General features: G+C 45.2%; 9 protein-coding genes and 1 pseudogene. 4 read left to right on the forward strand and 6 right to left on the reverse strand.

Going from position 1 to position 7,810, the window contains the following annotated elements:
* Together IQR33_RS32270 and budA are read right to left on the reverse strand one after the other, a co-directional pair.
* Window positions 1-306: thiamine pyrophosphate-binding protein (locus IQR33_RS32270; protein ID WP_265575776.1), on the reverse strand; the 306-nt coding region annotated here is incomplete at its 3' end.
* 29 nt (window positions 307-335) lie between these two features.
* On the reverse strand, window positions 336-1,121 hold the full coding sequence (gene budA, locus IQR33_RS03890; RefSeq protein ID WP_053304714.1) for an acetolactate decarboxylase: 786 nt from the start codon (window positions 1,119-1,121) through the stop codon (window positions 336-338).
* A 97-nt stretch (window positions 1,122-1,218) separates the two neighbouring features.
* Here budA and IQR33_RS03895 point away from each other — a divergent pair, with 97 nt between their 5' ends.
* From IQR33_RS03895 to IQR33_RS03905, 3 genes are all read left to right on the forward strand, one after another.
* Window positions 1,219-2,100 (forward strand): LysR family transcriptional regulator, encoded by an 882-nt coding sequence (locus IQR33_RS03895; protein ID WP_193837958.1) that lies wholly within the window; start codon window positions 1,219-1,221, stop codon window positions 2,098-2,100.
* A 129-nt stretch (window positions 2,101-2,229) separates the two neighbouring features.
* Entirely contained in the window at window positions 2,230-2,955 is a 726-nt protein-coding gene (gene hxpB, locus IQR33_RS03900) for a hexitol phosphatase HxpB (protein WP_054574664.1), read from the forward strand.
* On the forward strand, window positions 2,948-3,454 hold the full coding sequence (locus IQR33_RS03905; RefSeq protein ID WP_054574663.1) for a hypothetical protein: 507 nt from the start codon (window positions 2,948-2,950) through the stop codon (window positions 3,452-3,454). Before hxpB ends, IQR33_RS03905 begins: the two co-directional genes overlap by 8 nt.
* A gap of 133 nt (window positions 3,455-3,587) precedes the next feature.
* Here IQR33_RS03905 and IQR33_RS03910 read toward each other — a convergent pair whose 3' ends face one another.
* The 3 genes from IQR33_RS03910 to IQR33_RS03920 are packed head-to-tail and all read right to left on the reverse strand — an operon-like array spanning window position 3,588 to window position 6,137.
* A complete protein-coding gene (locus tag IQR33_RS03910) occupies window positions 3,588-3,716 on the reverse strand; it encodes a DUF2474 domain-containing protein (RefSeq protein WP_017447407.1) in 129 nt (42 codons plus the stop codon).
* Window positions 3,717-3,736: 20 nt separating this feature from the next.
* On the reverse strand, window positions 3,737-4,744 hold the full coding sequence (cydB, locus tag IQR33_RS03915; protein WP_033906439.1) for a cytochrome d ubiquinol oxidase subunit II: 1,008 nt from the start codon (window positions 4,742-4,744) through the stop codon (window positions 3,737-3,739).
* A gap of 28 nt (window positions 4,745-4,772) precedes the next feature.
* Window positions 4,773-6,137 carry a cytochrome ubiquinol oxidase subunit I gene (locus IQR33_RS03920; RefSeq protein ID WP_193837959.1) on the reverse strand — a complete coding sequence of 455 codons (1,365 nt, stop codon included), beginning with the start codon at window positions 6,135-6,137 and terminating at the stop codon, window positions 4,773-4,775.
* A gap of 154 nt (window positions 6,138-6,291) precedes the next feature.
* Here IQR33_RS03920 and IQR33_RS03925 point away from each other — a divergent pair, with 154 nt between their 5' ends.
* The gene (locus tag IQR33_RS03925; RefSeq protein WP_193843530.1) at window positions 6,292-7,707 is read left to right on the forward strand and encodes a PLP-dependent aminotransferase family protein; all 1,416 of its coding nucleotides are present in this window, start codon (window positions 6,292-6,294) and stop codon (window positions 7,705-7,707) included.
* Between the two features lie 9 nt (window positions 7,708-7,716).
* Here the strand turns inward: IQR33_RS03925 and IQR33_RS32275 are convergent.
* Window positions 7,717-7,810: pseudogene (locus tag IQR33_RS32275) on the reverse strand (sugar O-acetyltransferase); the annotation flags it as partial.

Genomic DNA, 7,810 nt, shown 5'->3' on the forward strand with positions numbered 1-7,810 from the left:
GATAGCAATCAGCGGATCGCCTTCGGAGTTTGCTGTTGCCACCCCCGTAACTAGATTTCCACAGCCTGGGCCTGACGTAACCATTGTGACGCCTGCTTTACCGGTTAGTCTTCCCATAACGCCAGCCATAAACGCGCCGTTAGCCTCGTGACGTACCGGAATCATTTGGATGTTAGTGTCTTCAATCGCATCGAACAGTCGATCGATTTTTGCACCAGGAATACCGAAAATGTACTTAATGCCGAGAGACTCTAGCTGTTGAGCGATCAACTGAGCTCCATTTTTATTTGAAGGTTTGGATTGCATTTGTTGTCCTTATTATTTGCCTGACTTTGTTACTTTTCCGCCTTTTCTATGGCGGTATTTATATCTTCCGGAGCCAAATTGGCGTTGAGGAAGTCTGTCGATACTGGGGTATCAATCACTAGCCGTGAGACTTTGCCAATCTGGAGGAACCCTGACGAAATGCTGTAATCCTGGATATGACCACCTCCTTGGCGGTCATCGGTAATAAAGTGTTCGTGATAGCCGGGCACATTAATGCCAGTCGTGTATTTAGGACTGCGAAAGCCGGCGACCACGCCTTGCTTATGCGTGAAGCGGAATGTTGGTTGTTCTTTGACCACTTCAAGCATTGGCCGATAAGGGCGTGTTTGTTTAGGTACGGTACGAGTACGAACTGAATCGAAAACGCCATCAATGCGCACTGCGCAAAATAGGTTATCGCTTGGAACCAGGTCGTCTATGAGGCTATGGACTTCATGACGTGACATGCGCGATGTCAGTGGCAGCTCGATATCAGGCTTAAAAAAAGTCATGACAGCAAAGGGCGTTTTTTGCGCCAGGTCTGCCGGGTTTGCGGAGCCATCCGACTTGAGTTGAAAAACTTCCTTATCAAACGCAATCAACTCACCATCCAATTCATTGAACGTACCTAAACCAAAATCCCCATGTTTCAGCAGTTCTTCTATGGTTGTCGAGCCTTCGTAAACACCAGCGATCAAAGCACTCATTAACGAAGTCTGATAAATCTCACCATCTCCGGTAACATGATGGTATTCAGAAAATTCTTTCGCTACTTCAAGCGAACAAGCGCATAGAGGGTTATAAAATCCACGCATGAGTAAGACCAGTTATGCAATGAAGAGTATATTTAGATTGACTTCTACACGGTGCTAAATCCAATATAAAAAAGATTTATTTTGATATGGAAAATATATGGAATTTCGCTACCTGAAGTATTTTGTCGCGGTCGCCGAGACTCGTCACTTTACCCGAGCAGCTGAACAGTTAGGGATTGCGCAACCTCCTTTGAGTCAACAAATCAAAAAGCTAGAGCACGAGCTTGGCGTGGACTTATTTAAGCGCTTGTCTAGAGGAGTAGAACTGACCCATGCAGGGCAAGTCTTTTATTTGGATGCGGTAAATATTCTTGCTGATGTGGAACGCGCTAAAGCAAAAGCCCGACAGATTGCCCGTGGTGAAAATACGCAGGTTAAAATTGGGTTCGCGACGTCAACATCAACCTGCATTAAGGTATTGGAGAGGATTGGGCGTATTCAAGAGAATGGGGTTCATTTACAGACGGCGGAACTATCAATGCCAGAGCTTGCCACTCAGTTAAAAAGCAAACAACTTGATCTCGCAATCATGCGGCTACCCTGTTACGCCAGTGAGCCTTTTGAGCATAAGGTGTTGTTTAACGACCCGTTTGTCGCAGTGATTCCGGCGGGCCACGAACTGGCAAAATATCCCTGTATCCAGATGAAACAGTTGAGAGGCCATAAAATTTTACTGTTTCCACGAGAGACGGGACCCGCATTGTTTGATGGCATGAGCACACTTTTTGCCGACGCAGGAGTAAGGCTCGAACCACAGTTCGCAGCACCGCAACTTCGTACGACGATTGCCATGGCGCAGGCCGGGTTAGGTATCGCTCTCGTACCGCGCTCACTGGCTGAACATCTCGATGATTCCGCGACAGTCGCCGAGATTGATGATATCCCTCTCACTAGTCGTGTTGTTGTTGCTTGGGAGGCATCTAATCTCAATAAACAAGCGTTAAAAGTAGCCATGCACATCGGTCATGTAGAGGCTTAAAGATGAGTCATCGAATTGGCTCTGATAGCCACAGGCAAATGTGATACTCTCACTCGTTATATGCAAAGCTATGCTTTGGTTGAATAGACAAATCTTACTCAACGAATAGAACTTACTGAGGATGTACCAATGATATACGCTGCGGTCTTTGATATGGACGGGTTGCTGATTGATTCAGAACCTTTGTGGAAGGAAGCGGAAAAGCAGGTGTTTTCATCAGTTGGTGTCCAAGTGACCGAAGTGCTGTCAAAGCAGACTGCAACTATGACGACAGGTGAAGTAACAAGGTTTTGGTATGAACGTAATCCTTGGCAAGAAAAGAGCCTAGAGGAAGTAGAGAATGCTGTTGTGGATAAAGTGGAGGCATTAATAATTGAAAAAGGATGCGAATTAGAGGGTGTTACAGAAACACTCAAATTGCTTAAGGAAAAAGGGTTTAAGATAGGGTTGTCTACTAATTCACCTTATCAACTCATTCCCATCATTTTGAACAAACTCGGTATTGCCAGTTACTTTGACGCGATATCATCGTCAGACGATGTAGAGCAGGGTAAGCCAGAGCCAGATGTCTACCTTTCAACAATCAATAAACTAGGTGTAGATTCAAGTAACTGTATTGCCTTTGAAGACTCTTATTCGGGTATGCTTGCGGCAACACGAGCAAACATAAAAACAGTCGTGATACCTCAACCTGATAAGTTCTACCAAGAGTTTAATGAAGCCAGTCTAAAGCTGCAAAAGCTATCAGAGTTTAATGAAAGCCATTTGGCGAGTTTAATGGACTTGAATTTGAAAGCAACACTTGCACCAACACCGCATGAAAGTTTTTTAGAAGAAGGACTTGATTGTGAATAGCCGGTCGCTGAAAAAATACCTACTGCCAATGTTCTTATTGGTTTTACCTATAGAATCATTCGCAAAAGATACAACTATGTTGGACGAGCTCAATAATCGATTTGTTACATTTGAAAGGCGATTTGATGATTGTATCAACTCTGCTTCTCAAAGTGATATGAGTGAAAACATTGTCAGTCAGATTCAAGCGCTTAATATTGATTTTGAAATTTCGGTTGGCTATTTATACAAACAATCACTTTATTTATGCTCTGATGATGAATTCAGTGATTTAGCAAGAATTATCATGATAATTGAAACCTCCGATAATGATGGATTGCAATTATCAAAGGCAAAAGCTAGTCAAATTAGAAAGCTACTTTTTAGCAAAGTGGATTTACGTTTAGAGTCGAAGTTTCAAAGTTTACCGCAAGATAAAAAGGAAGCATTACTGAGCATTGCGAAAAAGCTTGAACCTTTTGATCTCGTAAGCATGCATGAACGACTTCAGGCAATGTAGACTTATGAAAGAATGTTTTGAGTAGATTCTTAACGCTTGGCTTTTTCATTAAGATTGAGTATTAGGTTCAACGCCTCTAGCTCTTACACAAGATCTAGAGGCATCCATTTTTTATTGACTTAAAAATGCCGCGCTAAGATTTTAACCCTGCAGCGGTCATCATGACGCGAAATAACATAGACACTAACCCTAATGCAGCGACGCTAACGACCCAAATTCCAACCATCCACGCCCATTGGCGGCACCAATTTTTGACTTTCATACTCACTCCTTATCAACTCGTTAATGGTACGCTTCGTCTTCTTTCACTTTTCCAGAGAAGACGTAATAACTCCAAAAGGTGTAAGCCAGAATGATCGGGATGATGATCACCGCTCCAACGAGCATAAAGCGCTGACTGCTTGCAGGAGCCGCTGCTTCCCATATTGATATGCTAGGAGGAATGATATTTGGCCAGATACTGATGCCAAGCCCTGCGAACCCGAGAATCACGATCACTAGCGCCATCACGAAAGGGCTGCGCTCTTTACGCTTTTTAACGGAGTCAGCAATCTTCAAACATACCAGTCCAGTAATGACTGGTACGGGCAGTAAGTAGAACAAATTCGGCAGAGAAAACCATCTTTCCGCAATGGTAGGGTAAGCAAGTGGAGTCCAAGCGCTCACAATGACTAATGCGGAGATCATCGCCAGTAGTGTTTTATTAGTGAAGCGGTACATCGTGTTTTGCAGTGCACCTTCCGTCTTCATGATGAGCCATGTGCTACCGAGCAGCGCGTACGTTGCGACTAAACCCAAACCGCAAAAGATGGGAAAAGGGGTAAGCCAGTCTAGTTGGCTACCTACGAAGACGCGGTTTTCCACCGCAAAGCCTTGAATTACCGCGCCAACAACGATGCCTTGGAAAAACGTGGTTAAAATCGATCCGACCATAAAAGAGCGATCCCAGAACTTTAAGTGGCTTTCCAATGCTTTAAAGCGAAACTCAAATGCGACTCCACGAAAGATCAAAGCAATCAACATCAACGTTAAAGGGATGGTTAGCGCTTCAATAATCACCGCGTAAGCCATCGGAAAAGCGCCAAATAGAGATGCGCCTCCAAGCACAATCCAAGTTTCGTTACCGTCCCAAACTGGCGCGACACTGTTGACCATGACGTCTTTTTGTTTTTCATCCTTGATGAAGGGCATCAGTATTCCAATACCCAAATCGAAGCCGTCCATGATGATGTACATCAAAGTGGCAAAAACGATGATCGCGAACCAAATCACGGATAAATCAAAATGCATATTCTCTACCTTAACTTTGTGACAAATTCTAGATGCGGCCTGAAACGGTCGTCATGTCGTGCTCATCGTGCTCGATTGCATCGGGGCCTTTCTTGATTTGGTGGATCATGTAGTAATACCCAAAACCAAACACCAAGCTGTACACAACAAGGAAACACAGCAGGCTGATGCTCATTTGTAGGTCTCCGTGTGCAGAAACCGCATCACGCGTTTTTTGTACGCCATACACGACCCAAGGTTGCCGACCAACCTCTGTCGTAAACCAGCCAGCGAGTATTGCGATAAGACCAGATGGCCCCATAAACAATGAAAACTTGAGGAACCAACGCGAAGTATAAAGCGTGTTCTTTTTTCGTAACCATATGCTGTAGAAGCTTTGAAAAATCATCAGAAGTCCTAGCCCGACCATGATTCGAAATGACCAAAAGACGATAGGTGAGTTCGGTCGTTCCTCTTTCGGGAAGTCTTTCAGCGCCGGGATTGGCTCAGTTAAACTGTGGCGTAGGATCAAACTTCCTAAAACAGGAATTTCTAAGGCATAGTCTGTGCGTTCTTGTTCCATGTTTGGCATGCCGAACAATATCAATGGGGTTGGTTTGCCATCGCTGTTATCCCAATGTCCTTCGATGGCAGCGATTTTGGCGGGCTGGTGTTCCAGAGTGTTTAGCCCATGCACATCGCCAATCACGGCTTGGAGTGGCGCAAGGAACACTAAGATCCCGAGCGACATCGAAAACATGGTTTTTACCGAAGTCGATTGATTGCCTCTCAATAAATGCCAAGCGGCTGACGCGCCTACAAAGAGTGCTGAACTGACAAAAGCTGCGACGCTCATGTGCGCCAAACGATAAGGAAATGAAGGATTGAAAACGATAGCAAACCAGTCAGTTGGCACCACACGTCCGTCGACAATTTCATAGCCTTGTGGCGTTTGCATCCAACTGTTGGAGGCGAGAATCCAGAACGTCGAAATGATCGTGCCTAACGCCACCATCGAGGTTGCAAAAAAGTGCAGCTTTTCGCCGACGCGACGCCACCCAAACAGCATTACGCCAAGAAATCCGGCTTCGAGAAAGAAAGCCGTTAACACTTCATAAGTCAGTAATGGGCCAGTGATAGAACCAGCGAAGTCGGAGAAACCACTCCAGTTGGTGCCGAATTGATAGGCCATGACAAGACCAGATACAACACCCATTCCAAAGTTAACCGCAAAAATTTTCGACCAGAAGTGATAGAGCTTTTGGTAATCGGGATTGCGTGTTTTTAGCCATAAGCCTTCCAGCACGGCGAGATAGGTGGCCAAACCTATGGTGATAGCGGGGAAAATAATATGAAAGGATACCGTAAAGGCGAACTGTATCCGTGCAAGCATAAATGCGTCGAGGCCAAACATTAAACTTCCTTTGATCTTTTAAGTTTTATGAGAGAGCTATTTTAAGAGGAGCGGAATGAGGGAAGTAGGTACAGACAGTGACTATAAACCTATAACAGATTAAATATTGAAGTGTTATTATTTTGAATTCGGCTTTAGGGAAGGGGATTTGCGTTTGGCGAAGTATCAAGAGTTAGTGGAACAGCTTAAAAGGCAGATAAAATCGGGGATATGGCATCCGGGTGACAAGCTGCCTTCGCTGCGTCGCCAATCTGAACACTCGGGTTTGAGCTTGATGACGGTGTTGCACGCGTATCAAATTCTGGAATCTCAAGGCTGGGTAACGTCACAGCCGCGATCTGGTTATCGAGTCGCGCCCAATATTAAGAGCTCAAATGAACCCCAAGCGCCAGCCGCGGTTTCGTGGACAGAGCAGGTAGACATCAATGAGTTTATCTTTGATGTTCTGCAGGCGAGTAAAAATCCATCCATGATCAATTTTGGCTTTGCCTATCCAGACCCAAGTTTGTACCCACGCTATCACGTGAATCGGGCGATGAGCGCAGCCGCTCGCAATATGCCGATTTCCACCACCTTTGATAACTTACCGCCGGGAAACGAACAATTACGCACCATCATCGCGAAGCGTTATGCTGCGAAAGGCATTGAAATTTCACCCGATGAAATTGTCATTACGGCAGGCGCGCTGGAGGCGTTAACGCTCAGTTTGCAAGCTTGTACAAGACCGGGAGATTGGGTGGTTGTGGAGTCGCCTGCCTTCTATGGCGCATTGCAATCCTTAGAGCGGTTAGGTTTGAAAGCGCTCTCAGTAAGAACAGACCCAGTCACGGGTATTGACCTAGACTCATTGGAACGAGCGCTGCAAACACACGATGTGAAAGCGTGCTGGCTTATGTCGAACTTCCAGAATCCTCTGGGTTTTACGCTCTCCAACGAGAAAAAACAAAAGCTGATTGAACTGACACAGCGATATAACGTGCCAGTAATTGAAGATGATGTGTACAGCGAACTGCATGCAGGGAATGACTCGGTTTATCCACTAAGAATGTTTGATGACACGGGCAATACCATGTTGTGCTCCTCGTTTTCAAAATCATTAATCGCAGGGCTACGTATTGGTTGGGTTGCGGCGGGAAAGCGGGCGCTAGAGGTACAAAAGTTACAGTTAATGAGTACATTAGCGACGAGTGCACCAGTGCAAATGACATTGGTGCACTATTTAACAAGCCGCAATTATGAATCGCATTTGAAGCAGTTACGGAAAAAGCTGTTTGAACGTAAAAGTAAGATGACGGATCTGCTTAATGAGCTGTTACCTGAAGAAGTCAACGTGTTAAGCCAAAGCGGCGGGTACTTTATTTGGTTAGAGCTTCCCAAGCATATCGACGGCTTGCAGATATATCGAGAAGCGCTAAAAGGTAATATCAGCATCGCACCGGGAAAGATGTTCAGCCTGACAGAACAATACGATCACTGTATTCGTCTTAACGCTTCTTTTGAGCTCAATGACAAATATGTTCATGCTCTCAATCTGCTCGCTAATATTATTCGCGAGCATTTGGCGAAATAGCGACTTTCTTCAGTTTTTTGGTTTAATGGAGCGCGCCGGATTTCCAACAACTCGATCGCCCGGCGCAACGTCTTTGGTTACGACAGAGCCAGCGCCGACGACG

It is taken from the genome of Vibrio sp. OPT46, assembly GCF_015163535.1.
In the GTDB taxonomy this organism is placed as follows: domain Bacteria; phylum Pseudomonadota; class Gammaproteobacteria; order Enterobacterales; family Vibrionaceae; genus Vibrio; species Vibrio alginolyticus.

What these genes read in the sequence shown, in the direction of transcription:
- IQR33_RS03920 (WP_193837959.1), bottom strand. Translation starts at nt 6,137, where the DNA reads ATGTTTGGCCTCGACGCATTTATGCTTGCACGGATACAGTTCGCCTTT.
- cydB (WP_033906439.1), bottom strand. Translation starts at nt 4,744, where the DNA reads ATGCATTTTGATTTATCCGTGATTTGGTTCGCGATCATCGTTTTTGCC.
- hxpB (WP_054574664.1), top strand. Translation starts at nt 2,230, where the DNA reads ATGATATACGCTGCGGTCTTTGATATGGACGGGTTGCTGATTGATTCA.
- IQR33_RS03895 (WP_193837958.1), top strand. Translation starts at nt 1,219, where the DNA reads ATGGAATTTCGCTACCTGAAGTATTTTGTCGCGGTCGCCGAGACTCGT.
- IQR33_RS03910 (WP_017447407.1), bottom strand. Translation starts at nt 3,716, where the DNA reads ATGAAAGTCAAAAATTGGTGCCGCCAATGGGCGTGGATGGTTGGAATT.
- budA (WP_053304714.1), bottom strand. Translation starts at nt 1,121, where the DNA reads ATGCGTGGATTTTATAACCCTCTATGCGCTTGTTCGCTTGAAGTAGCG.